Annotated in this window: 11 protein-coding genes, 3 rRNA genes and 1 pseudogene; 4 read left to right on the top strand and 11 right to left on the bottom strand. The window is 63.8% G+C overall.

The features are described from left to right. The first annotated feature begins 12 nt into the window (after window positions 1-12). Entirely contained in the window at window positions 13-1764 is a 1752-nt protein-coding gene (locus tag QFZ33_RS05400; protein ID WP_307025537.1) for a glycoside hydrolase family 13 protein, read from the top strand. Window positions 1765-1767: 3 nt separating this feature from the next. Beyond that, window positions 1768-2781 (top strand): LacI family DNA-binding transcriptional regulator, encoded by a 1014-nt coding sequence (locus QFZ33_RS05395; protein ID WP_307025535.1) that lies wholly within the window; start codon window positions 1768-1770, stop codon window positions 2779-2781. A gap of 25 nt (window positions 2782-2806) precedes the next feature. On the opposite strand, the gene QFZ33_RS05390 is transcribed toward QFZ33_RS05395, so the two are convergent. From QFZ33_RS05390 to QFZ33_RS05360, 7 genes and pseudogenes are all read right to left on the bottom strand, one after another. Next, complete coding sequence (locus tag QFZ33_RS05390; RefSeq protein WP_307025533.1) at window positions 2807-3295, bottom strand: SRPBCC domain-containing protein; 489 nt, start codon at window positions 3293-3295, stop codon at window positions 2807-2809. 340 nt (window positions 3296-3635) lie between these two features. Continuing rightward, window positions 3636-3752 (bottom strand): 5S ribosomal RNA (gene rrf, locus QFZ33_RS05385). Between the two features lie 232 nt (window positions 3753-3984). Then, window positions 3985-7111, bottom strand: a 23S ribosomal RNA gene (locus tag QFZ33_RS05380). Window positions 7112-7644: 533 nt separating this feature from the next. Then, window positions 7645-9169, bottom strand: a 16S ribosomal RNA gene (locus QFZ33_RS05375). The 16S, 23S and 5S rRNA genes sit together here, the layout of an rRNA operon. A gap of 531 nt (window positions 9170-9700) precedes the next feature. Continuing rightward, window positions 9701-13616 (bottom strand): annotated as a pseudogene (locus QFZ33_RS05370) (1,4-alpha-glucan branching enzyme). A gap of 1 nt (window position 13617) precedes the next feature. Beyond that, window positions 13618-15414 carry a maltose alpha-D-glucosyltransferase gene (gene treS / locus QFZ33_RS05365; RefSeq protein ID WP_307025531.1) on the bottom strand — a complete coding sequence of 599 codons (1797 nt, stop codon included), beginning with the start codon at window positions 15412-15414 and terminating at the stop codon, window positions 13618-13620. A gap of 6 nt (window positions 15415-15420) precedes the next feature. Beyond that, window positions 15421-17493, bottom strand: a complete 2073-nt coding sequence (locus tag QFZ33_RS05360) for an alpha-1,4-glucan--maltose-1-phosphate maltosyltransferase (protein ID WP_307025528.1) — start codon at window positions 17491-17493, stop codon at window positions 15421-15423. A gap of 131 nt (window positions 17494-17624) precedes the next feature. Between QFZ33_RS05360 and glgP the strand changes: the two genes are divergently transcribed. Continuing rightward, the gene (gene glgP, locus QFZ33_RS05355) at window positions 17625-20243 is read left to right on the top strand and encodes an alpha-glucan family phosphorylase (protein WP_307025526.1); all 2619 of its coding nucleotides are present in this window, start codon (window positions 17625-17627) and stop codon (window positions 20241-20243) included. A gap of 33 nt (window positions 20244-20276) precedes the next feature. On the opposite strand, the gene QFZ33_RS05350 is transcribed toward glgP, so the two are convergent. Genes QFZ33_RS05350 through glgX form a run of 3 tightly spaced genes read right to left on the bottom strand, consistent with a single transcriptional unit; the run spans window position 20277 to window position 23282 of the window. Then, window positions 20277-20633, bottom strand: a complete 357-nt coding sequence (locus tag QFZ33_RS05350; RefSeq protein WP_307025524.1) for a barstar family protein — start codon at window positions 20631-20633, stop codon at window positions 20277-20279. A gap of 4 nt (window positions 20634-20637) precedes the next feature. Continuing rightward, window positions 20638-21141, bottom strand: coding sequence for a ribonuclease domain-containing protein (locus QFZ33_RS05345; protein ID WP_307025522.1), 504 nt, complete (start codon window positions 21139-21141; stop codon window positions 20638-20640). Between the two features lie 17 nt (window positions 21142-21158). Beyond that, entirely contained in the window at window positions 21159-23282 is a 2124-nt protein-coding gene (glgX, locus tag QFZ33_RS05340; RefSeq protein WP_307025519.1) for a glycogen debranching protein GlgX, read from the bottom strand. 114 nt (window positions 23283-23396) lie between these two features. On the opposite strand from glgX, the gene QFZ33_RS05335 reads away from it, so the two are divergent. Beyond that, entirely contained in the window at window positions 23397-24206 is an 810-nt protein-coding gene (locus tag QFZ33_RS05335; RefSeq protein WP_307025517.1) for a carbon-nitrogen hydrolase family protein, read from the top strand. Between the two features lie 171 nt (window positions 24207-24377). Here the strand turns inward: QFZ33_RS05335 and rlmB are convergent, their stop codons facing one another. Beyond that, complete coding sequence (rlmB, locus tag QFZ33_RS05330) at window positions 24378-25379, bottom strand: 23S rRNA (guanosine(2251)-2'-O)-methyltransferase RlmB (protein WP_307025515.1); 1002 nt, start codon at window positions 25377-25379, stop codon at window positions 24378-24380. Window positions 25380-25451 lie beyond the last annotated feature (72 nt).

Here is a 25451-nt window from a genome sequence, read left to right as displayed (position 1 = left end):
TAGGATGGCGCAATGTCTGTTGACTCGTTTCTGCACTCAGCGTCACCCCTGGCTGGCGCCCTGACGCCCGTCCACGCCCCGGACAACGCGCACGGCTGGTGGCGCTCAGCTGTTATTTACCAGGTGTACCCGCGCTCCTTCCGGGACATGAACGGCGACGGGATCGGTGACCTCGCAGGGATCACTGCCGAGATGCCGCAGCTTGCCGAGCTCAACGTGGACGCCGTCTGGCTCTCGCCCTTCTACCGCTCACCGCAGCGCGATGCCGGGTACGACGTCAGCGACTACTGCGACGTCGATCCGATCTTCGGCACGCTCGGGGACTTCGACGGCATGGTGGCTGAGGCCAACCGCCTGGGCCTGCGCATCATCGTGGACCTGGTCCCTAACCACTGCTCGAACCAGCACCACGATTTCCAGGCGGCGCTGGCTGCCGGCCCGGGCAGCCCCGAACGGGACATGTTCATCTTCCGCGACGGCCAGGGCGCGGAGGGTAATGAGCCACCCAACAACTGGGAGTCACACTTCGGTGGCTCGGCCTGGACCCGCATCACCGAACCTGACGGCGCCCCGGGCCAGTGGTACCTGCACCTCTTCGATTCATCGCAGCCGGACTTCAACTGGGACAACCAGGCCGTGCATGACGAGTTCGAACGCATCCTGCGCTTCTGGCTGGACCGGGGCGTCTCCGGGTTCCGCGTTGACGTGGCCCATGCCCTGGTCAAGGCACCGGGCCTTCCTGCCTGGGGCGGGCGCGCGGACGGCAGCAGCTCCGACGGTTTCCCCGGACACGACGCGCCGATGTTCGGCCAACCGGCCCTGCACGACATCTACCGTGCTTGGCGCGGGATTCTTGAAGAGTACGGTCCGGACCGCATTCTCTGCGCGGAAGCCAACGTGGACCCCCTGCCGCGGCTGGCCCACTGGGTCCGGCCCGACGAAATGCACCAGGCCTTCAATTTTCCCTACCTCCACGCGGGGCTGGACCTCCCCCGCCTGCGCCGCATCGTCACTGAGTCCCTGACGTCCCTGGATGCCGTGGGTGCCCCCAGCACCTGGGTGCTTTCCAACCACGACGTCGTCCGGCACGCCACCCGCTTCGGGTACGACTGGTCCGGGCCGCGCGACGGCGACGGCATCGGCCCTCAGGACCCCCAGCCGGACGAGGAACTGGGCAGGACCCGGGCCGCGGCGGCGTCCCTGTTCATGCTGGGGCTCCCCGGCGGCGCCTACCTGTACCAGGGCGAAGAGCTTGGACTGCCTGACGGCATCGATATCCCGGACCACCAGCGGCAAGACCCGACATTTGCGCGCACCGGCGGTGCCCGGCTGGGCCGCGACGGATGCCGGGTCCCGCTGCCGTGGAAGGCATCGCAGCGCCACAGCGGCTTCGGCGACGGCGACGTGCCCTGGCTTCCGCAGCCGGAGAGCTTCGCGAAACTGGCCCGGGACACCCAGTCTGGGGACCCGTCGTCGCACTTGAACCTGTACCGGCGCATGCTCACTGTCCGGCGTGAACTGGACCTTGGGCGCGGTTCCCTCGCGTGGGCGGAGGAATGGTGCACCGCCTCGTCCCTGGCATTCCTCAACGGGGACATTCTGGTTGTCATGAACATGGGTCCTGATCCGCTGGAACTGCCCGCCGGCGAGGTTGTGCTGCGCAGTTCGTCGGGCTTGGGCCTTGGCGACGAGGACCAGCGGTTTGGCTTGGGCCTAGGGGAGACCGTCTGGCTGCGGATTTCTGCCGAGGCCACGGCGAGCTGATCCATGGCCGGCATCAAGGACGTTGCGGAACGGGCCGGGCTTTCCATAGCCACCGTTTCGCGCGCCTTGAGCGGCAGGGGCCATGTGTCGCCGGCGAGCCGCGAGCGTGCCCGGGCCGCCGCGGCCGAACTCGGCTTCGTGCCCTCCTACCAGGCATCCAGCCTCGCCTCCGGCCGTACCCGCAACATCGGCCTCGTGGTCCCCACGGTCCGCCGCTGGTACTTCGCCTCGGTGGTGGAGGGCGTATCAGCAGCTCTCCTCGACGCCGGCTACGACCTGACGCTCTACAACATCACGGAGGGGGCGGTCCGGCGCCGGAGCATTCTCCAGGACTTCCTGCTGCGGAAACGCGTGGATGCGGTTATCGCGGTGGCACTGGCGCTGACGGAGGACGAGATCGGCCAGATGCTGGCCATCCAGCGGCCGCTCGTGGGCATCGGCGGACCCTTGCCCGGAGCCTCCACCATCCGCATAGACGACCATGGCCTGGCGGAGTCGGCAGTCAACCATCTGATCCGGCTCGGCCACAGCCGGATCGCGCACATCACGGGCGACTCGGTGTACGAGCAGGACTTCAAGATCCCGCGCACCCGGCGTGCAGGCTATGAGAAGGCGATGACGGCTGCAGGACTACCCGTGCGGCCGTCATGGGTGGTCACGGCGGACTTCACCATCGAGGGTGCCTACACCGTGGCACGGGACCTGCTGGGTGGAACCGCGGAACGGCCAACCGCAGTCTTTGCAGCCTCAGACGAGATGGCGATAGGAGCCATCCTGGCTGCGAGGGACTTTGGGCTCAGGGTGCCGGAAGAACTGTCAGTCATCGGCCTGGACGGGCACGAACTGGGCGAACTGTTCGGCCTGACCACGATCGATCAGGACCCACGCGGCCAGGGAGCGCTGGCCGTGCGACTGCTGCTTGAGGGGTTGGACAGCGGAACGGACCGGCCCGTTGTGAACACCGAATACCCAACGCGGTTAGTGGTTCGGCGGAGCACCGCGGTACCCCCGTCCTGAGACGCTATTCCTAAAACCGGCCGGATTACTCTGAAGCGCCGCCCATGAACCTCAGGTACCGGCGCAGAACTTCCGGCCAGTCCTTCGCCCAGGCGGCACGGGTGCCTGCCGGATCCTCGGCACCCTCCCAGCCGTCATGGACGACTCGCAGTTCGGTACCTTCCTCCACGCCCCGGAACACAACACGAAGCTCAGTGGACCACAAAGCGGTGCTGCCGGGGTACCACGACGCGTGGAAGGACAGCGGAGGCTGCCAGTCGTCAATGGTGCCCCAGATGGTGCTTCGGCCGTCATCGGCGGTCTCCAGGATCAGGTTCTCCTCGAACTCCACGTGCGAGCCCGGCCCATACACACTGTTGGTCTCCATGGGCCACCAGAGATGCGTGTGGTCGGTAAACCCCATGAAAGCGCGGGACACAGGCCCGGGGACAACAGCGGCGCAGATGACGGGGTCCAGGCTAACTGCGGGCTCAGGCGCTTCGTTGCCGGCGGCGTGGCTGAAGAGATTTTCCATGGCTACCAACTCTACCGGCTCCCCAACCCGACGCTTCCTCACATCCCGCCGCCTCAACCCCGACGCTTCCTCACATCCCGTCGCCTCAACCCCGACGCTTCCTCACATCCCGTCGCCTCAACCCGGACGGTTCCTCACCGTTGGCGGGGGAACTGCGGGAGCGTTGACGAAAAGGCTGCAGGAGTTGCGGAAGGGTTGGGGAAAAGCTGCGGGAGCTGAGGGAGCGTCGGTGAAAACGTTGCGGGATGTGAGGGAGGGTTTTGGTGGACCCGGAATTGGCAGGCCTGTGTTAAAAGGGTCAGGCCCCGACGTAGATGTCGGGGCCTGAGCCGTAAATAGTGTCCGGCGGTGACCTACTCTCCCACACCCTCCCGGGTGCAGTACCATCGGCGCTGTGGGTCTTAGCTTCCGGGTTCGGAATGGGACCGGGCGTTTCCCCCACGCTATGACCGCCGTAACCCTGTGTCCCGTTCCCCGGTGTGTGCCGGGGTGGGAAAACTTGTGGTTACACACGTTGCTGCAGGTTGTTGCAGCTGTGGTGTTGTTATTGAGTTGTTGGTTTCCTGGACCGTGAAACCCGGTGGCGGGTTTGTTGGTTGGGAACCACATAGTGGACGCAAGCAGTCTTGTTTCTTTTTACTCTCCCCATGGTGTGAACGTCTTTTGAATCCGTTCACGAAGAAGAGTGTGTGGTGTAAGTTATCGGCCTATTAGTACCGGTCAGCTTCACGAGTCGTTAGTCCTCGCTTCCACATCCGGCCTATCAACCCAGTGGTCTGGCTGGGGGCCTCTCACACACAAGGTGTATGGAAATCTCATCTCGAAGCGAGCTTCCCGCTTAGATGCTTTCAGCGGTTATCCCATCCGAACGTAGCTAATCAGCGGTGCACTTGGCAGTACAACTGACACACCAGAGGTTCGTCCGTCCCGGTCCTCTCGTACTAAGGACAGCCCTTCTCAAATTTCCTGCGCGCGCAGCGGATAGGGACCGAACTGTCTCACGACGTTCTAAACCCAGCTCGCGTACCGCTTTAATGGGCGAACAGCCCAACCCTTGGGACCTACTCCAGCCCCAGGATGCGACGAGCCGACATCGAGGTGCCAAACCATGCCGTCGATATGGACTCTTGGGCAAGATCAGCCTGTTATCCCCGAGGTACCTTTTATCCGTTGAGCGACGGCCATTCCACAATGTACCGCCGGATCACTAGTCCCGACTTTCGTCCCTGCTCGAGATGTCTCTCTCACAGTCAAGCTCCCTTGTGCACTTACACTCGACACCTGATTGCCAACCAGGCTGAGGGAACCTTTGGGCGCCTCCGTTACTTTTTAGGAGGCAACCGCCCCAGTTAAACTACCCATCAGGCACTGTCCCTGACCCGGATTACGGGCCGAAGTTAGATGTCCAAAGTGACCAGAGTGGTATTTCAACGATGACTCCACCCGAACTGGCGTCCGGGCTTCAACGTCTCCCACCTATCCTACACAAGCCACTCCGAACACCAATACCAAACTATAGTAAAGGTCTCGGGGTCTTTCCGTCCTGCTGCGCGTAACGAGCATCTTTACTCGTACTGCAATTTCGCCGAGTTTATGGTTGAGACAGCGGGGAAGTCGTTACTCCATTCGTGCAGGTCGGAACTTACCCGACAAGGAATTTCGCTACCTTAGGATGGTTATAGTTACCACCGCCGTTTACTGGGGCTTAAATTCTCAGCTTCGCCTTGCGGCTAACCGGTCCTCTTAACCTTCCAGCACCGGGCAGGAGTCAGTCCGTATACATCGTCTTGCGACTTCGCACGGACCTGTGTTTTTAGTAAACAGTCGCTTCCCCCTGGTCTCTGCGGCCCCGATCCCCTCCCACCAGCAAGTGGTGTTCAAGGTTGGGGCCCCCCTTCTCCCGAAGTTACGGGGGCATTTTGCCGAGTTCCTTAACCATAATTCTCTCGATCGCCTTAGTATTCTCTACCTGATCACCTGTGTCGGTTTGGGGTACGGGCGGCTAAAACCTCGCGCCGATGCTTTTCTAGGCAGCATAGGATCACCGAATCCCCCCTTTACGGGAGTCCCGTCAGATCTCAGGCACATGAACAGCGGATTTGCCTACCGTTCGCCCTACATCCTTGGACCGGGACAACCATCGCCCGGCTCGGCTACCTTCCTGCGTCACACCTGTTAATACGCTTGCCTCCCAGGATCAGGTCCCGCGCTCCACCAAAACCCTTCCATCCAAAGGACGGTCGGGCAGGTCTCGGGCGGTTAGTATCCCCTGTTCAACATGGGCGGTTTTTCGCCGGTACGGGAATATCAACCCGTTGTCCATCGACTACGCCTGTCGGCCTCGCCTTAGGTCCCGACTTACCCAGGGCAGATTAGCTTGACCCTGGAACCCTTGATCATCCGGCGGACGGGTTTCTCACCCGTCTTTCGCTACTCATGCCTGCATTCTCACTCGTGTAGGCTCCACCGCTGGTTTACACCGCGACTTCACCGCCCACACGACGCTCCCCTACCCATCCACACTCCTGAACCACGAAGGCTTGGAAAATATGTGAATGCCACAACTTCGGCGGTGTACTTGAGCCCCGCTACATTGTCGGCGCGGAATCACTTGACCAGTGAGCTATTACGCACTCTTTTAAGGATGGCTGCTTCTAAGCCAACCTCCTGGTTGTCTTCGCAACTCCACATCCTTTCCCACTTAGCACACGCTTAGGGGCCTTAGTTGGTGGTCTGGGCTGTTTCCCTCTCGACTATGAAGCTTATCCCCCACAGTCTCACTGCTGCGCTCTCACTTACCGGCATTCGGAGTTTGGCTGACGTCAGTAACCTTGTAGGGCCCATTAGCCATCCAGTAGCTCTACCTCCGGTAAGAAACACGCAACGCTGCACCTAAATGCATTTCGGGGAGAACCAGCTATCACGAAGTTTGATTGGCCTTTCACCCCTACCCACAGCTCATCCCCTCCATTTTCAACTGAAGTGGGTTCGGTCCTCCACGACGTCTTACCGTCGCTTCAACCTGGCCATGGGTAGATCACTTCGCTTCGGGTCTAGATCACGCCACTGCAACGCCCTGTTCAGACTCGCTTTCGCTACGGCTTCCCCACACGGGTTAACCTCGCGACGTAACACTAACTCGCAGGCTCATTCTTCAAAAGGCACGCCGTCACCAGAATCAGACTGGCTCCGACGGATTGTAAGCACACGGTTTCAGGTACTGTTTCACTCCCCTCCCGGGGTACTTTTCACCTTTCCCTCACGGTACTGGTCCGCTATCGGTCATTAGGGAGTATTTAGGCTTATCAGGTGGTCCTGACAGATTCACACGGGATTTCTCGGGCCCCGTGCTACTTGGGATACTCATCAAAGGCGGTGCACAGCATTACGGTTACGGGGCTCACACCCTCTACGGCCGGCCTTTCAAGACCGTTCACCTATACCAGCACTCACACCTCCCCGGTCCGGCAGAACCAGGACAACAAGTCCCACAACCCCGCCCATGCAACGCCCGCCGGCTATCACACATGGGTCGGTTTAGCCTGATCCGCGTTCGCTCGCCACTACTAACGGAATCACTGTTGTTTTCTCTTCCTGCGGGTACTGAGATGTTTCACTTCCCCGCGTTCCCTCCACGCACCCTATGTGTTCAGATGCGGGTCACCAGATCACTCGCGCGTCTGGCGGGGTTTCCCCATTCGGACACCCTGGGATCACAGTCCGGTTATCGACTCCCCCAGGCTTATCGCAGATTCCTACGTCCTTCTTCGGCTCCTAATGCCAAGGCATCCACCGTGTGCTCTTAAAAACTTGACCACAAAAGATCAAGGAGTAATTTTCGAGAGAACCATGAAAACCACCCAGGCCCGCCACACCCCGAAAGGCGAGACCAGCCCGGACAGATCCAGGTTCATATTCTTGGAAATTGCTTCTTATAAAAGATGCTCGCGTCCACTATGTAGTTCTCAAACAACAACCCCGTACCACACACCCCACACACACCCCCAAAAAAAGGGCAAACCATGCGATCGGTGCAGCCAGGAAACCAGAAACAAACAAAACCCGGACACAAGGGAAAAAACCCCCGCCCCGGCCCTGTTGCCTCAGGACCCAACAGTGTGCCAAACACTAAACCGCATCACCCCGCCCCGCACCGTTCCAGGACAGCCACCCCCGAAAGGGAACCCGTCCGTACTAGACACAGGACAAAACCACGCGGCCGCTATTCGTTGATATTCCACCCATGAGCACCCGCCGCAGAACGATCGCCTGCGCAGCGGGCCTTTACTCCTGACAAACCACACACCCCGCATACACGGAAAAAGCATGGGCCTGTAGGTGCTCCTTAGAAAGGAGGTGATCCAGCCGCACCTTCCGGTACGGCTACCTTGTTACGACTTAGTCCCAATCGCCAGTCCCACCTTCGACGGCTCCCTCCCACAAGGGGTTAGGCCACCGGCTTCGGGTGTTACCAACTTTCGTGACTTGACGGGCGGTGTGTACAAGGCCCGGGAACGTATTCACCGCAGCGTTGCTGATCTGCGATTACTAGCGACTCCGACTTCATGGGGTCGAGTTGCAGACCCCAATCCGAACTGAGACCGGCTTTTTGGGATTAGCTCCACCTCACAGTATCGCAACCCTTTGTACCGGCCATTGTAGCATGCGTGAAGCCCAAGACATAAGGGGCATGATGATTTGACGTCGTCCCCACCTTCCTCCGAGTTGACCCCGGCAGTCTCCCATGAGTCCCCACCACTACGTGCTGGCAACATGGAACGAGGGTTGCGCTCGTTGCGGGACTTAACCCAACATCTCACGACACGAGCTGACGACAACCATGCACCACCTGTGAACCGGCCCCAAAGGAGAAACCACATTTCTGCGGCGATCCGGTCCATGTCAAGCCTTGGTAAGGTTCTTCGCGTTGCATCGAATTAATCCGCATGCTCCGCCGCTTGTGCGGGCCCCCGTCAATTCCTTTGAGTTTTAGCCTTGCGGCCGTACTCCCCAGGCGGGGCACTTAATGCGTTAGCTACGGCGCGGAAAACGTGGAATGTCCCCCACACCTAGTGCCCAACGTTTACGGCATGGACTACCAGGGTATCTAATCCTGTTCGCTCCCCATGCTTTCGCTCCTCAGCGTCAGTTAATGCCCAGAGACCTGCCTTCGCCATCGGTGTTCCTCCTGATATCTGCGCATTTCACCGCTACACCAGGAATTCCAGTCTCCCCTACATCACTCTAGTCTGCCCGTACCCACCGCAGATCCGGAGTTGAGCCCCGGACTTTCACGGCAGACGCGACAAACCGCCTACGAGCTCTTTACGCCCAATAATTCCGGATAACGCTTGCGCCCTACGTATTACCGCGGCTGCTGGCACGTAGTTAGCCGGCGCTTCTTCTGCAGGTACCGTCACTTTCGCTTCTTCCCTACTGAAAGAGGTTTACAACCCGAAGGCCGTCATCCCTCACGCGGCGTCGCTGCATCAGGCTTTCGCCCATTGTGCAATATTCCCCACTGCTGCCTCCCGTAGGAGTCTGGGCCGTGTCTCAGTCCCAGTGTGGCCGGTCACCCTCTCAGGCCGGCTACCCGTCGTCGCCTTGGTGAGCCATTACCTCACCAACAAGCTGATAGGCCGCGAGTCCATCCAAAACCGCAAAAGCTTTCCACCCCCCACCATGCGATGAGGAGTCATATCCGGTATTAGACCCAGTTTCCCAGGCTTATCCCAGAGTCAAGGGCAGGTTACTCACGTGTTACTCACCCGTTCGCCACTAATCCCCGGTGCAAGCACCGGATCATCGTTCGACTTGCATGTGTTAAGCACGCCGCCAGCGTTCATCCTGAGCCAGGATCAAACTCTCCGTTGAAGTAAAACAGACACAACCAGGCACCACGGAAATAACGCGGAACCAGGCTGCACAAAATTTGAAACCAGCTAAAAACACCAGACCACACCACGGAGGTGGCAGGCCCGGCAAATTCAACCAATTTAATAAAAAATCGGTATCAACAAACTTGGCACACTATTGAGTTCTCAAACAACAGACACACCCGGCACCACCCAAACTTCCGTTCAGGATCGCTCCGGAGCAACTTTTCAAACTTACCCGCTCGCTTCATCCGAGTCAAATCGGCGATTTATGTCCGGCCCAGCCTGTTGGCTTCCGGATCACCTTGCCGACTCGCTCCGGGGAGCGGCGCAAAAGTAAACTCTACCACTACCTCGGTGGAATGCCAACTACGCCGGGGCAACGCCGGGGCGGTAGGCCCGGAATCCCATGGGATTCCGGGCCTACCTCCTAGAGAAACAACCACCCGGGTGGCCGGCCCCCGCCGGGTCTTAGACCAGCGGTCCGCCAGGACCTACAGGAGCGTTCCGATGAGCGGAGCGTCGGGCCTCAGGCGAGGGGACCGCCGGGCAGTGCCGCCTTCCCGGTCCCACCCTTCAGTTCAGCACCCTTCGGTTCAGCACTCTTCTGTTCAGCACCCTTCGGCTCAACAACTCCGGTCTCAGCAGACCGGGTCCCAGCGGCGCGGGTCTCAGCATCTCGGGTGCCAGCAGCCGTCGGCCCGGCAAAGATGGAATCAGCCTCAGTAACTTTGGCCCTGGCTGCGGCCGCCGAGGTGATCACGCTGGGCTCAGCAGGCTTGAAGTACGCGGCGGCCAGCGGAGGCAGCGTAACCGTAAGAGTTGCCGGCTGGCCGTCGATGCCCTCGTCCTCTGCGGTCAGCGTGCCGCCGTTGAGGACGCCCGATCCGCCGTAGTCCTCGGAGTCTGTGTTCAGGACCTCGGTCCATGCTCCGGCCGAGGGCACGCCCAGGGAGTACTCCTTGTGCGGGCCGCCGGAGAAGTTGACGGCACAGACCAGCGGGTTGCCCTCGGTGTCCCAACGGACAAAGGTCAGGACGTTGCGGTCGGCGTCTGCCCCGTTGATCCACTGGAACCCGCCGGGCTCGTTGTCCCGGGAGTACAGTGCCGGCGTGGACTTGTACAGCTCGTTGAGTTCCTTGAGCAGAAGCTGAACACCGCGGTGCGCCGGGATGTCAGCCAGCCACCAGTCGAGTCCGTGCTGTTCGGACCCACTCGGCTTCCTGGCCGAATTCCGTGCCCATGAAGATCAGCTGCTTGCCCGGGTGTGCCCACTGGTAGCCGAGGAAGGCGCGGAGGTTGGCCAGCTGCTGCCAGCGGTCGCCCGGCATCTTGCGGAGCATGGACCCCTTGCCGTGGACTACCTCATCGTGGCTGATGGGCAGCAGGAAGTTCTCGGTGAAGGCATACACCAGGGAGAACGTGACCGTTCCGTGGTGCCACTTACGGTTGACCGGGTCTTCGGAGGTGTACTTGAGCGAGTCGTGCATCCAGCCCATGTTCCACTTGAGGCCGAAGCCGAGGCCCCCTTGGCTGGTGGGCGCAGTGACGCCGGGGAAGGCGGTGGATTCCTCCGCGATCATCACGGCGCCGGGATGGGTTTTGTACACCGTGGCATTGGTCTCCTGGAGGAACGAGATGGCCTCCAGGTTTTCACGGCCGCCGAAGCGGTTGGGCTGCCACTGGCCATCTTCCCGCGAGTAGTCCAGGTACAGCATGGACGCGACCGCGTCCACGCGCAGGCCGTCGATGTGGAACTCATCAAGCCAGTACAGCGCGTTGGCCACGAGGAAGTTCCGGACCTCGGTGCGCCCGAAGTCGAAGATGAGGGTGCCCCAGTCCGGGTGCTCGCCAAGGTTCGGGTCAGCGTGTTCGTAGAGCGGCTGCCCGTCAAACTGCGCCAGGGCCCAGTTGTCCTTCGGGAAGTGCGCCGGCACCCAGTCCAGGATCACTCCGATGCCTGCCTGGTGGAGCGAGTCCACCAGGAACCGGAACTCATCGGGATGCCCAAAGCGGGACGTGGGCGCGTAGTAGGAGGTGACCTGGTAGCCCCAGGAGCCGCCGAAGGGATGCTCGGCCACGGGCATGAACTCGACATGGCTGAACCCGAGCCACTTCACGTACTCGACGAGTTCCTTGGCCAGCTCACGGTAGCCCAGGCCCAGGCGCCAGGATCCAAGGTGGACCTCGTAGACGCTCATGGGAGAGTTGTGCGGATCCCCGGCGGCGCGTTCCTTCATCCAGTCCGCGTCCTGGAACCGGTAATGCGACTCGACAACCCTCGACGCGGTGAGCGGCGGCACCTCGGTGCCGAAGGCCAACGGGTCGGCCTTCTCTACCCAGTAACCGCCCTTGGTTTTGATTTCGTACTTGTAGCAGGCGCCGGCCGGGACACCCGGGATGAACAGTTCCCAGACGCCCGAGGAGCCGAGGGACCGCAGCGAGTTTTCCCGCCCGTCCCAGGCGTTGAAATCGCCCTTAACCCGGACCGCTTCGGCGTTGGGCGCCCACACGGCAAAGGACACGCCGTCAATGTCGCCCATCGAGGACTTGTAGTGCTGCACGTGCGCGCCCAGTACGGTCCAGAGCTTCTCGTGGCGTCCTTCGCCGATCAGGTGCAGGTCCACTTCGCCCACGGTGGGCAGGTAGCGGTACGGATCGTCCAGGGTCACCGGGGCGGCGTCCTCGTACGTCACCTCAAGGCGGTAGTCCGGCACGTGGCCGTGCTGCAACGGCTCCAGCACCGCCACCCAGACGCCGTCGGCCTCGTGGGTCATGGGCACAGTTCCGGCCTGGGTCACCACGTTGACCGCCTCCGCAAGGTGCTTGACGGTGCGGATGGTTACGTGGCCGTAGTCGTCCAAATGGGCACCAAGCACCGAGTGCGGCGCGTGGTGTTCACCGGCCGCGACGCGTGAGAGCGTGTGCGCGTCCACGTGCAACGGCGCGTGGGGGCTGTCGGTGTGTGCAGAGCCTGTCATGTTCTTACCTTCCGCTGCTGCTCCGGCTGGTTCGCCGGAGCTTTTAGTGCTGAGGAGCCGCCTGGCCGCGTTCACCGGAATGGCCAACCAGCCCGGCCGGTTGCGCAACTCGTACACGACTTCGTAGAGCGCCTTGTCCAGCCACAATGCCACAAAGAGCGGCGAATTACGGTCCACCGTTCCGGGAGTTACTTCCGCGTAGCCTGCCAGGAAGGCCTCGGTGCAATCGTCCACCCAGGACTCAGGGACGCGGACGTCCGGCTGTTCCCTTTCGGCGGCCCCCGCCGCGTAGTCAAAGGAGCGCAGCATGCCCGTCACGTCCCGGAGCGGGTCGTCGGGGAAGTTGCGCTCGGAGATTGGCCGGAGCGGCTCCCCCTCGAAGTCGAGGATGGCCCACCGGTCGTGGCCGCCTTCGGCGCCGGGAACCTGGAGGATCTGGCCAAGGTGGAGGTCGCCGTGGATGCGCTGAAGCGCTCCGGCCGGGGTGCCTTCGAGCCGGCTGAGCAGGCTTTCCAGCCCTTCTTCGTAAGGCCCGACGGCGGGTCCCGCCTCCGCCCACATCTGACGCACGCGCTGGGCTACTCCGGGGGCAATATCCCCGCCCGGAACCGCTTCGGCCGAAACACCCAGCGTTTCGGCGAGCCTGCGGTGGACTGTGGCCGTCGCATGGCCAAGGGCATGAGCCTCAGCCGTGAAGTCCGCTCCCCTGGCCGCCGCGTCAACAGCGAGCCGCCACGCGTCCCGGCCGCCGGCCAGGAATTCGTGGGCCACTGCCAGTTCACCCTGGGCAGGGCCGCCCGATGCGGGCTCGCCCTGGCGAAGTTGCCCCTGCGGGTACCACTCGGCGGTGACCCAGCCCAGCGTGGCGGGGACCTCCGGGGTGCGTGCCGCGGACAGCGCGGCGCCGACCTCCACCTCCGGGTTTCGCCCGGCCGAAAGCACACGGAAGAACTTCACGATGGCGGCGGAGTCGCCGTCGTCCACTATCACCGACGTGTTGGATTGTTCGCCAGACACGACCCGGACCGTCCCGGAGGCCTGCGGCAGCGGCTGGCCGGCCCCGGAAAGGTGGCCGCTGGCGCTGCCGGCGGCTTCCTCCGTCCGCATCAGATCCAGCCATGCGGCAATGAAGGCGGGGTCGTGGACGGCGTCGTAGACCCAGCGGTGCCCCCGTTCGGCGTCGTCGCTTTCACCGATCAGGGCCCGTTGGGCGCCCGGCAGCGGCTCGCTGCGGTAGCTGAGCGGGATCTGGACGACGTCAGTGCGGGAGGCGCCGTCCGCCGTTTTGGAGTCAACGGACGCGAGGAACACCTCCAGGCCGGCCTGGCCGGTGGCGTCGTCCAGGACCAGGCCGCCCACAGGCGCCAGGGTGAAGTCCGGGGACTTCACCGGGAACCACCTCTGGGCCGGAAGCCAGTCGCGGAGCAGTTGTTCGAGTGTGGGTGTCAGTATTGTTTGGATCATCTCATCCCTCAATCGACAGTATCGGCATCGCTTGCGTAAAGGGTGAAGCTGGGTTCGAAGCAGCAGCCCGCACGCGCAGCCAGAAGAAGTCATGGCTGCCCAGCGTCAGCGTCAGCTGGCCGTCATCACTGATGCCGGGGAACGGCTGGCCTCCGAAGACGTCACGCAGGCCCCGGCCAGAAAAGTCCGGAAGCCTCAGGGTGGAGGACACCGGATGCTGGGAAAGGTTGAAGACGCACAGGATGGATTCCGCGGGTTCGCCGGCTGCGTTGCCCTCCGGCAGTTCGCGGAGATAGGCCAGCACCACCTCGTGGTCGGCCTCCACATGCTTGAACGCCCCGAGCCCGAACGCCGGATGGTTCTTCCGCACGCTGAGAATCTGCCGGGTCCAGCGCAGCAGCGATCCGGAATGGGCGGCCTCGGCCTCCACGTTCGCCATGGCGTAGTTGTAGACCAGCGACTGGATCACGGGGAGGTACAGCTTGCCCGGGTCGGCAGCGGAGAAACCGGCGTTGCGGTCGGGGTTCCACTGCATGGGGGTGCGGACGGCGTCACGGTCCTCGAGCCAGATGTTGTCGCCCATCCCGATCTCGTCCCCGTAGTACAGAAAGGGGCTCCCCGGCAGGGACAGCAGCAGGGCGTTGATGAGCTCGATTTCCGCCCTGGAGTTGTCCAGCAGCGGCGCCAGCCTGCGCCGGATGCCGATGTTGGCCCGCATGCGCGGGTCCGGCGCGTACCAGCCGAGCATGGCAGCCCGCTCGTCGGCGGTGACCATTTCCAGCGTCAGCTCGTCGTGGTTGCGCAGGAAAGTTCCCCACTGCGCGCCGGCCGGGATGGCCGGGGTGTCGTGCATCGTCTCGATGATGGGGGCGGCCTTCTGGTCACGCAGCGCGTAGTAGAGCCGCGGCATGATCGGGAAGTGGAAGGCCATGTGGCATTCCGGTTCCTCCTCGGTTCCGAAGTACTCCACCACCTCGTTGGGCGGCTGGTTGGCCTCGGCGATGATGACCCGGCCGGGGTAACTCTCGTCCACCATCTTCCGCAGCCTGCGCAGGAACTCGTGCGTGGCCGGGAGGTTTTCGCAGTTGGTCCCCTCCTCCTCGAACAGGTACGGGATGGCGTCCGCGCGGAACCCGTCGATCCCTTGGTCCAGCCAGAACCGCACGACGTCGAACACGGCGTCGATGACCTTCGGGTTCTCGAAGTTCAGGTCGGGCTGGTGGCTGAAAAACCGGTGCCAGAAGAACTGCCGCCGGATGGGGTCGAAGGTCCAGTTGGATTCCTCCGTGTCCACGAAGATGATGCGCGCGTCCTGGTATTTCTCGTCGGTGTCACTCCACACGTAGAAGTCACCGAAGGGACCGTCAGGATCTTTCCTGGACTCCTGGAACCAGGGGTGCTGGTCTGAGGTGTGGTTCAGCGGGAGGTCGATGATGACCCGGACGCCGCGTGCATGCGCCTCGGCAACCAGCCGCTTGAAGTCGCTGATGGTGCCGAACTCGTCGAGGACGGAGTTGTAGTCCGAGATGTCATACCCGCCGTCCCGCAGGGGTGACTGGAAGAACGGCGGCAGCCACAGGCAGTCAACGCCCAGCCACTGCAGGTAGTCCAGCTTCTCGATCAGCCCGTGGAAGTCGCCCGAACCATCGCCGTTGGCGTCCGCAAAGCCCCGGACCAGCACTTCATAGAACACCGCTTTCCGGTACCACAGCGGATCATGCGGCAAACCCGGTGCATTCAGCTCAAACGTGCTCTTGGGGGTGAAGTGGTGGGTGGGGCTCTGCGGACTGAAACTCACTGGCGGCTACCTCCGGATGCTCAGGATGTGTACAGGTTCAACATGTGCATCCAGCCGCACGTAGTTGTACTCCCCCCATTCCCACGACTCGCCGGAGATGAGGTCATCCACCCAGAATCCGCCGTTCGGAGTGAGGTCGGCCGGGTCGAGCCCCAGCGCGGACAGATCCAGCGAAACCATGCCTTCCCTCGCACTGTGCGGGTCCACGTTGGCCACCACGATGATGGTGTCCCTGGTGCCGTCCGGGAGGGTCTTGTGCTTGGAGTAGACGACCGTGGCGTCGTCTGTGCTTTGGTGCACGGTGAGGTTCTGCAGGTCCCCCAGGGCCGGGTGGGCCTTGCGGATTTCGTTGAGCCTGGTCAGGTATGGCGCGAGGGTCCGGCCGGAGGCGGAGGCAGCGTCCCAGTCGCGGGCCTTGTACTCGAACTTCTCGTTGTCGATGTATTCCTCGGCACCGGGCCGGGCCACGTGCTCGTACAGTTCGTAGCCGGCGTACACGCCCCATAGCGGGCTCGCGGTTGCCGCCAGGGCAGCGCGGATCTTGAACGCCGCCGGCCCGCCGTACTGCAGGTACTCGGTGAGGATGTCCGGGGTGTTGACGAAGAAGTTGGGCCGGAAGAAGGCAGCCGACTCGCGGCTCACGTGGTGGAAGTACTCCTCGAGTTCCTTCTTGGTGTTGCGCCACGTGAAGTAGGTGTAGGACTGCTGGAAGCCTGCCCTGCCCAGCGCGTGCATCATGGCGGGACGGGTGAAGGCCTCGGCCAGGAAGACGACGTCGGGGTCCTCCTTGTTCACTTCGCCGATGAGCCACTCCCAGAACCACACCGGCTTGGTGTGGGGGTTGTCCACCCGGAAGATCTTCACGCCGTGGCTGACCCACAGTTGGACGATCCGCAGGATTTCCTTGGACAGGCCCTCGGGGTCGTTGTCGAAGTTGAGCGGGAAGATGTCCTGGTACTTCTTCGGCGGATTTTCGGCATACGCGATGCTGCCGTCCACGCGGGTGGTGAACCATTCCGGGTGCTCGGTGACCCAGGGGTGGTCCGGGGCGGCCTGGAGTGCCAGGTCGAGCGCCACTTCCAGGTTGAGCTCATTCGCCCGCGCCACGAAGGCGTCGAAGTCCTCGAAGGTTCCGAGGTCGGGGTGGATGGCGTCGTGCCCGCCTTCCTTGGCGCCAATGGCCCACGGCGATCCGGGGTCGTTCGGGCCGGCGATCAGCGTGTTGTTGGGGCCCTTGCGGTGTTGCACGCCAATCGGGTGGATCGGCGGCATGTAGATGACGTCAAAGCCCATGCCGGCCACGGCGTCCAGCCGGTTGGCGGCGGTCCGGAAATTGCCGGACGTCCAGGCGCCCGTGCCGGGGTCGCGCACCGCGCCCTCGGAGCGCGGGAAGAACTCGTACCAGGACCCGCGGCCTGCGCGGTCCCGCTCTACGAGCAGGGGAAACGGTTCGGAGACAGTGACAAGCTCACGGATCGGCTCGCGCTCAACCACGCCGGCGACGTCCCGGTTGAAGCCGGCCGCCAGACGGTCCTCGGGTGAAAGGGATGCATCCGCGAGGATGGTGGCGGCCGAGCGCAGCGTCTGGCGGTCCGCATCGTTCCGGTCCGGCTCCTCGGCGGCCTCCGACAGCAGTGCGGCCCCTTCCGCAAGCATCAGCTCGACGTCGATGCCCGCGTCCACCTTGACCTCGGCGTTGTGGTGCCACGTGCCGTAGCGGTCGTGCCAGGCCTCAATGACGAACGACCAGTTCCCGGTGGAATCAGGGGTGAGCAGGCCTTCCCAGAGGTCGGTACCCTTGCCGCGGTCCCCGGACGGCGGCTGGAGCCGGACCCGCTGGCGCTCGTTGCCCTTCGGATCCAGGAGGACCGCACTGACGCCCAATTGGTCGTGGCCCTCGCGGAAGGACCTGGCGCTGACCACGATTCCTTCACCGGGCAGCGCCTTGGCCGGGAACTTCCCCCCTTCGACAACAGGCTGAACGTCCGTGATGGGGAAACGGCCAAACCGAAGGCCTTCCGTGATCGAAACTTTCGGCGTTTGCTTTGCTGGGGCACTGGTTCGGGTGTTAGTCGTCACAGGCTCGACGTTAGCGAGAAATGGGGCGAAATGCTAAGCCTGCGAACTTAATTACTGAAGCCATTCGTCATTTACCGGAAAGTAATCAAAAGCGGTTCCTGCCGTTCACCCAGTCGGTTAGTGTGGCGCAGGTGAAGGCAATCCGCAGATTTACCGTCCGTACCGTTCTTCCCGAGCCGATCCGGCCGCTGGCCCGGTTGGCGACCAACCTGCGCTGGTCCTGGCACCGCCCCACCCGGGAGCTGTTCGAAAGCCTGAACCCGCGCGTCTGGGCCCAGTGCGGCAATGACCCGGTCAGTTTCCTGGGCCTGGTGGGCCGTGAGGAGATGCACCGGCTCGCGATAGACCAGGACGTGGTGGCCCGGGTGCAGACGGCAGCCGCGGACCTGGACCGGTACCTCACGGAACCCCGCTGGTACCAGGGGCTGGGCAGCGACGCCCCCGCCTCAATCGCCTACTTCTCCCCCGAGTTCGGCATCACCGAAGTCCTGCCGCAGTATTCCGGCGGCCTCGGCATCCTTGCCGGCGACCACCTGAAGGCCGCCTCCGACCTCGGCGTGCCGCTGATCGGCGTCGGACTGCTCTACCAGGCCGGCTACTTCAAGCAGTCACTCTCCCGGGATGCCTGGCAGCAGGAGACCTATCCCGTCATCGACCCCGACGGCCTGCCGCTGACGCTGCTGCGCGAACCGGCCGCGGATGGCAACGGCAAGCCGCTGGAGATATCCCTGCCTCTGCCCAACGGGCGGCACCTTGCGGCACACATCTGGCGTGCCGACGTCGGACGCGTCCCCCTCCTGCTGCTGGACTCCAACGTTCCCGGAAACGACGACGCCGCCCGCAGCATCACCGACCGCCTGTACGGCGGCGGCGGCGACCACCGGCTGCAACAGGAACTGCTGCTCGGGATGGGCGGGGTCAAGGCGCTGCGCGCCTACCAGAAGCTCACCGGCACGCCCGCGCCCGAGGTGTTCCACACGAATGAGGGCCACGCCGGATTCCTCGGCGTCGAACGGATCCAGGAGCTGATGGCCGGCGAGCAGGCGCTCACCTTCGACGAGGCCCTCGCCGCCGGACGCTCGTCCACGGTGTTCACAACGCACACGCCTGTTCCGGCCGGCATCGACCGCTTCGAAGCCGCACAGATCCAGCACTTCTTCGAAGCCGGCCTGGCGCCGGACGTTCCCACGTCGCGGATCCTCGACCTGGGTCGGGAGAACTTCAGCGAGGGCAACCCCTTCGTCTTCAACATGGCAGTCATGGGCCTGCGCCTCGCACAGCGGGCCAACGGTGTTGCCAAGCTCCACGGCGAAGTCTCGCGCGGCATGTTCTCGGCGCTGTGGCCGGGATTCGACCACTCGGAGGTGCCCATCACCTCCGTGACCAATGGCGTGCACGTGCCCACCTGGGTGGATCCCCGGATCGCGAAGCTCGCCCGTGAGCGGTTCGGACCCGAAGCTGAGGTGATGGGCCGCTGGGACCTCGCGTACAACGTCTCCGACGCCGAGGTGTGGGCGCTCCGGCGTGAGATGCGGGTTTCGCTCGTGGAGGATGTGCGGCGCCGGCTGCGGGCTGCGTGGAAGAAGCGCGGTGCGGCCGATGCCGAACTGGCATGGACGGACTCGGTGCTGGACCCGGACGTCCTGACCATCGGTTTCGCCCGGCGCGTGCCCACGTACAAGCGGCTGACCCTCATGCTGCGGGACCCGGAGCGCCTGAAGGCGCTGCTGCTGCACAAGGAACACCCCATTCAGCTGGTCATTGCGGGCAAGTCCCACCCCGCGGACGACGCCGGCAAGAAGATGATCCAGGACCTGGTCCGCTTCACGGACGATCCCGCCGTCCGGCACCGCATCGTCTTCCTGCCGAACTACGACATCGCCATGGCCCGCACGCTGTTCCCGGGCTGCGACGTCTGGCTGAACAACCCGCTGCGGCCGCTCGAAGCCTGCGGCACCTCCGGCATGAAGGCCGCGATCAACGGGTCGCTGAACCTGTCCGTCCTGGACGGCTGGTGGGATGAGATGTACGACGGCGAAAACGGCTGGGCGATTCCCACGGCCAATAACGGCGCGTCCGCCGATGAGCGCGACGACATCGAGGCCGCGGCGCTGTACGAACTGCTCGAGACGCAGGTGGCGCCGCGGTTCTACGGCAACACCGTCTCCGAAGCGGCCGGCGCCGCAGGGCCGTCCGAGTCCGGCCACGAGAAGATCCCTACCCACTGGGTCTCCATGATCAAGCACACGCTGGCCCACCTGGGTCCCGCGGTGTCGGCAGAACGGATGCTGCAGGACTACGTCAACGTCCTGTACCGGCCCGCGGCGGTCGCGGGACGCGAAGCGGTGGCAGGCTCCTACGCACAGGCCAAGGCGCTGGCTGCGTGGGTTACCAAGGTCCGGGCGGCCTGGCCCCAACTGCACGTGGAGCACGTGGACTCGCTGGGCGTCTCGGAGGACCCGCAGATCGGTGACACCCTCCAGGTCCACGCCTACGTGGGACTGCACAACCTGTCCCCCCAGGACGTGGCGGTGGAGGTGGCGTACGGGCAGGCAGCCGAAAGCGACGAACTGGCCAACGTGACCATGGTGGAACTGGAGGCCAAGGAGGAGCTCGGCAACGGACGCTACCTCTTCGCCGGGTCCATCGTAATTGACCGCTCCGGGTCCTTCGGCTACACCGTGCGGCTACTCCCCAAGCACGACGCCCTCGCGTCCAAGGCCGAGCTGGGGCTGATCGTCAACGCCTAGGGCCGCTAGCCCGCCGCAGAACTCCGCGGCGGGCTAGATCAGTACGGCCATGACGGCGAGGTCCTTGCCGGCGTAGCTCTCGGCGTCCTGGAGGATCTCGCAGATGACGCCGAACGAGCGGTCGGCGCGGAAGGCTGCGGGGACCTGCCAGATCACGGTCAGGGGCTTAGCGCCGTCGTCGGAAATGGCGTCGGCGAAGTCATGCAGTGAGTCGTTGAGCGCATCTAAGTTCACGCCGAAGTGCTCCGGAAAATCTAGGGCCTCGCCGAAGGCGGCGAGCACGGACTTCTTGGAGTCGGCGGCCGGCACCAGCAGGCTCCGGCGGCCGGCGTCGGCCACCTGCTCCCGGAGTTCTTCGAGGGTCCAGGTGTCGCCGGAATAGATCTTCATGGTGCTATTTGCCTTCTGCTATGAACTTGAACGATTCGTAGTGGTCGGGCGTGTAGTACTTCTCGCCAGCCTGTCCCGCAACGATCCTGCGGGCACCGCGGTCCGACTCCCCAGGGGTGGGGACCGTGTACTCCTTGTAATACCCGCTGGCCTTGCGCGGCAGGACGCGTTCAAAGTTTCCGAACGTCACGCCGTCGCGGGTGTACGGATAGGGTCCGCCCTGCCGGATCAGGGCGAGGATCCGCCGGCCTTCCGCTGGCAGCTGGGACTCCCGGATGGTGGGGAGCCCGGACACGTTTGGGACGCCAGTGACCTTGTCGGCCGACGACGACTGCGCAGCGGCGGGTGCCGACGTCGCCGTTCCCTGCGGGCCCCCACTCTGCTGGACCGCACTGGGCTGGAGCCCACTGGGCGGTGTGCCGCCCGGCGCGATGAAAAGGTTGAAGACCGCGAGGGCAGCCACGGCAAGCCCCAGCAGCAGCGTTCCGATGGTCCAACGCCTGCGCATGCCCGTTTCCCCGTAAGTTATGTGCGGTAAATGTTGATGGTGTAGGCCTGCACCTCGTCAGGCTCGCCGGAAGCGACCAGGACGCCCTGGCGCCGGTCGTGGAGCTCGGACGTGGTGAGGCGCAGATCGAAGATCCGCTTGCCGGTGCCGTCGTCGTTGGTGACCTGCGGAAGGGTGACCTCGATGTCCTCGGGACCGCCGTTGACCACGATGAGTCCGGCCACGTGCCCGTCATCGGAGCCGAGCAGCAGCTGAACCACCCGGTTCCCGGGATCGTTCCACCGTTCCATGGTCATGGGCTGCCCGCCCTGGTCATACCAGTACAGGTAGGAGCGGGCGTCGCGGATGGGGTAGTTGTGCGGCTGGGCGGTCAGGAACTCCCCGCGGAGCCGGATAACGCGCTTGGTGCTCCGCAACATGGCATGGGACTCCGGCGTGCTGGTCCAATCAACCCAGGTGAGTGGATTGTCCTGGCAGTACGCGTTGTTGTTGCCCTGCTGGGTGCGGCCGAGCTCATCCCCGGCCGTGATCATGGGAACGCCGAGGGAAATCATGAGCGAGGCCATGAGGTTGCGTTTGCTCTGGGCGCGGCGCGCCAGGATGCCCTCGTCCTCGGTGCGTCCTTCGAAGCCGTGGTTGTAGCTGCGGTTGTCGCCGTGCCCGTCCCGGTTCTGTTCACCGTTCGCCTCGTTGTGCTTGCGGTCGTAGGAGACGAGGTCGGTCATGGTGAAGCCGTCGTGGGCGGTGATGTAGTTCAGCGAGGCCAGCCGCGACCGGCCCGACGGTTCGAACAGGCTCGCCGAGCCGGACAGGGCATCAGCCAGCCGGGCCACGGACCCGCCGCGGCCTCCGTTGTCGAGAGCGGCACGGTCCGCCACCCAGAAGGAGCGCACGGCGTCGCGGTAGTGGTCGTTCCAGTCCACCCAGCCGCTGGGGAACCGGCCGGTCTGCCAGCCGCCGTAGCCCACGTCCCACGGTTCGGCGATCAGTTTGACGCGGGAGAGCACCGGGTCCGCGGCGACCGCCACGAGGAAGGGGTGATGGGGATCGAACTCGTTGGCTGCGTTCCTGCAGAGCGTGACAGCCAGGTCGAAGCGGAAGCCGTCGATATGGAACTCGTCCACCCAGTAGCGCAGGGAGTCCAGCACCATTTGGATAACGCGGGGTTCGCCGAAGTTAAGCGTGTTGCCACAGCCTGTGGTGTCAACGTATTTTCCGTTGCCGTCGGTGCGGTAGTACTTCTGCTCGCCGAGGCCCCGGAAGCTCAGGGTGTGGCCGTCGGGCCCGCCTTCGGCGGTGTGGTTGTAGACGACGTCAAGGATGACCTCGACGCCGGCCGCATGCAGCAGCTTGACCATTCCCTTGAACTCGTCCTGGACGGCCTGCGGGCCGGCTTCCTGGGCCGACTTGGTGGCGTACCCGGGGTACGGTGCAAAGAACGCTGCCGTGTTGTAACCCCAGTAATTGGTGAGGCCGAGGTTCTGGAGGTGTGGCTCGTCCAGATGGAAATGCACGGGCAGCAACTGCAGGGCTGTGATGCCGAGACCGGTGAGGTGCTCGATCATCGCGGGGTGGGCCATGCCGGCGTACGTGCCGCGCAGGGCCTCCGGGATGTCCGGATGGAGCATGCTCTGTCCGCGGACGTGTGCCTCGTAGACGATGGTGTTGCGCCACGGTGTATTGGGCTTCTCGTCAGCGGCCCAGTCGAAGTCGGAAGACATCCTGACGCTGGTCAGGAATCCGTCGCGTTCGTCGACGGCCCGGCCGTAAGGGTCCAGCAACAGCGGTTGCCGGCTGCCGCCGTCGTCGTCGTCAAAATCAACCGTGGGAACCGCAAGCGGCAGGACCTCTTCGCCCTTGGGGGCTGCGCGGAAGCCGTACCGTGAACCCACGGGGAATCCGTCCACCACGCCGTGGTGGACGCCATTCGGAAGGCCGGACAGGGTCTGAAGGCGCCAGCTTTGGCCGGGCGCCTGGTAAGCCACCTCCAGCTTGGTGATGTCGGGCGCATAAACGGCAACTCTTGCACGGCCGCCTGATGCCCCGTCTCCGCCGGGAACTTGGCGCGCCTCGCTGACCCCGAGGGGAAAGGCCTGGGAGTCGTCCACCGTCAAGGCTGTGTCTAAAAGAGGCTTTACCATCAATTAAAGCTTATCTGTCACAGCGAAATAGCTGATCTATTCCGGCATGTTACGCATGCCGGAACGTGGCGGTACCGCTGAACGCTGTAATGACGCACCGACGTGGAGGTTTTCGTGAAGATTGCATTGGCTCAAATCATCACCGGAAGGGACGTGGCCGGGAACCTCACCGTGGTCGAGGAATATGCCCGCCGCGCCAAGGAAGGGGGCGCCAAGATCGTCGTTTTCCCCGAGGCCACGATGCGGGCATTCGGCAATTCCCTGCTGGACATCGCCGAGCCTTTGGACGGCCCTTGGGCCAGCCGCGTCCGCTCGATCGCTGACCAATTGGGGATAGTAATCGTTGCCGGAATGTTCACCCCAGGTTCATCGCCGTCCGAAGGGCAGACGAAAGTCCGCAATACGCTGCTGGTGGCCGGGCCGGGCGTGGACGCCAGCTACGACAAGGTGCACCTGTTCGATGCCTTCGGGTTCCTGGAGTCGGACACCGTGGACGCCGGGACCGGGCCCGTAACGTTCGACGTCGGCGGCATCACCTTTGGTTTGGCCACCTGCTACGACATCCGCTTCCCCGCCCTCTTCACGGCGAACGCTGATCGCGGAGCCGTTGCCAACATCGTCTGCGCGTCCTGGGGTTCCGGCCCCGGCAAAGTTGACCAGTGGCAGCTCCTCGCCCGTGCCCGCGCCGTGGATACCACCACCTACGTCCTCGCTTGCGGCCAAGGCGATCCCGCCACCCAGGGCATCGAACCCCGGGGCGCGGCGCCCACGGGCGTGGGGCACAGCGCGCTCGTCTCGCCTTTCGGGCAGGTCCTCGAAGAGCTCGACGGCGCCCCCGGCCTCCTGTTCGCCGACCTGGACCCCGCTCTGGTCAAGGAAGCCCGCACCAAGCTCCCGGTCCTGGCCAACCGCCGGGAGTTCTAGGGGCAAAACCCCTTCCTCAGATCCTGCAGGAAAAACACTGACCCTCCTGCAGATCCTGCCGCTTTAAACGAAACGCTTCCGCACTCAGGTGCGGAAGCGTTTGCCGTTTCCCTGCGAAAGGTGAGGAGGCGTTTGCCGTTTCCCTGCGAAAGCTGAGGAAGGTTTGCCGTGTTACTTGGCGGCGCGCTGGCGGGAGACTTCGTAGAGGGAGATGCCGACTGCCATGGAGGCGTTCAGGGATTCCATGGCGGAGTCGATCGGGATGGAAACGATCTGGTCGCAGTTCTCCCGGACGAGGCGGCTGAGGCCCTTGCCCTCGGAGCCGACCACGATGCACACGGGTTCGGTGGCAACGGTGAGGTCCGGCAGCGAGACGTCGCCGTCGCCGTCGAGCCCCAGCACGAAGACGCCCATGTCCTTGAACTGCTTGATGGCGTTGTTCAGGTTGGAGGCTCGGGCCACGGGAACGCGGACCGCCGCGCCGGCGCTTGTCTTCCATGCGGCAGCCGTGACGCCCACGGAGCGGCGCTCAGGGACGATGACACCGTGGCCGCTGAACGCCGAGACCGAGCGGATGATCGCGCCGAGGTTGCGGGGGTCGGTGATGCCGTCCAGGGCAACGAAGAGGGGTGCGTTCGCGATGTGCCCCTTCTTCCAGCCTTCCACTGTCTCTTCGGCCAGGTCGTAGGCGTCCTGGTACTCGTACGGCGGAATCTGCAGCACGAGCCCCTGGTGCACGGCGTCGTCGGTCATCCGGTCCAGCTCGGGCTTGCCGGTTTCCAGCAGCGGAATGCCCCGTTCGGCGGCGATCTTCAGCGACTCCTTGACGCGGTCGTCCATCTCGATGCGGATGGCCACGTGCAGCGCCTTGGCCGGAATGCCGGCGCGCAGGGCCTCCACGACGGAGTTGCGGCCGGTGACGACCTCCTCGGTGGCACGCCCCTTCGGGCCCGACCGGGCACCGGCACTGCGGGTGCCGCCGGCACCAGCGGGTCGCTTTGCTGCGGAGCGATCCGCGAGCTGCTTGTTCTTGTGCGCCTTGTGGTACGGGCGGTCCTCGGCCTTGGGGGTTGGCCCCTTGCCTTCGAGAGCCTTGCGGCCGTGGCCACCGGTTCCGGTGGTGGGGCCCTTCTTGAGCTTGCGGACTGCGCCCGGGCGACCTTTGTTGGCCATGAATTCCACCCTTGGTTGTATTGAGTAAGTCTGGACTCCAGTCTACTGACTGGCCTCAAATCGTTGACCGGG

Source organism: Arthrobacter globiformis (assembly GCF_030815865.1).
In the GTDB taxonomy this organism is placed as follows: domain Bacteria; phylum Actinomycetota; class Actinomycetes; order Actinomycetales; family Micrococcaceae; genus Arthrobacter; species Arthrobacter globiformis_B.
Note: the sequence above shows the minus strand (reverse complement) of the source record. Positions and strands in the feature narration are given on the sequence as shown.

Coding starts and splice junctions, on each gene's coding strand:
- QFZ33_RS05395 (WP_307025535.1), top strand. CDS start 1,768: ATGGCCGGCATCAAGGACGTTGCGGAACGGGCCGGGCTTTCCATAGCC.
- QFZ33_RS05390 (WP_307025533.1), bottom strand. CDS start 3,295: ATGGAAAATCTCTTCAGCCACGCCGCCGGCAACGAAGCGCCTGAGCCC.
- rlmB (WP_307025515.1), bottom strand. CDS start 25,379: ATGGCCAACAAAGGTCGCCCGGGCGCAGTCCGCAAGCTCAAGAAGGGC.
- QFZ33_RS05350 (WP_307025524.1), bottom strand. CDS start 20,633: ATGAAGATCTATTCCGGCGACACCTGGACCCTCGAAGAACTCCGGGAG.
- QFZ33_RS05400 (WP_307025537.1), top strand. CDS start 13: ATGTCTGTTGACTCGTTTCTGCACTCAGCGTCACCCCTGGCTGGCGCC.
- QFZ33_RS05345 (WP_307025522.1), bottom strand. CDS start 21,141: ATGCGCAGGCGTTGGACCATCGGAACGCTGCTGCTGGGGCTTGCCGTG.
- glgX (WP_307025519.1), bottom strand. CDS start 23,282: ATGGTAAAGCCTCTTTTAGACACAGCCTTGACGGTGGACGACTCCCAG.